1 protein-coding gene is annotated in these 519 nt (G+C 28.1%); it reads left to right on the top strand.

The genetic code is table 11. The annotated features are described in order from the left end of the window. Positions 1 to 94: 94 nt before the first annotated feature. The coding region (locus tag HMPREF0072_RS10360) for a recombinase family protein (protein WP_248601185.1) at positions 95 to 519 on the top strand (425 nt) is incomplete at its 3' end.

Raw genomic sequence — 519 nt, forward strand, 5'->3', positions numbered from 1 at the left:
GAGCTCTCAAAAGATAAAAAGAGAAAAAGGAGATTTTATCAGTGCTTTTGCACCTTATGGATATAAAAAATCAGAAAAGAACAAAAATAAGTTAGTGATTGATGAACAGGTTGCTAACAATATTAAAAATATATTTGATATGAAGCTCTTGGGATATTCTTCAAAGGCAATTGCAGATGAACTAAATAATTTAGGAGTTTTAACTCCAAGAAAATATAAAGAAAGTCAAGGATTTAAGTGTAATGGATTTCAAAATACAAAAGGTGGAACTTGGTCAGCAAAGACAGTAAATAGAATTATAGAAAATGAAGTATATATTGGAAATACCTTACAAGGAAAGAGTGTTACTTTAAGTTACAAAAATAAAAAGCAGATAGAAAAAGAGAAAGAAGAATGGATAAGGGTAGAAAATACCCATGAAGCAATTATAAGTAAAGAAGTTTTTACTATTGCAAATACTATGTTAAAAAGAGATTTGAATAACTCTCGTGGAAAGGACAAAATTGATATTTTTACAGG

This window comes from Anaerococcus lactolyticus ATCC 51172, assembly GCF_000156575.1.
In the GTDB taxonomy this organism is placed as follows: Bacteria; Bacillota; Clostridia; order Tissierellales; family Peptoniphilaceae; genus Anaerococcus; species Anaerococcus lactolyticus.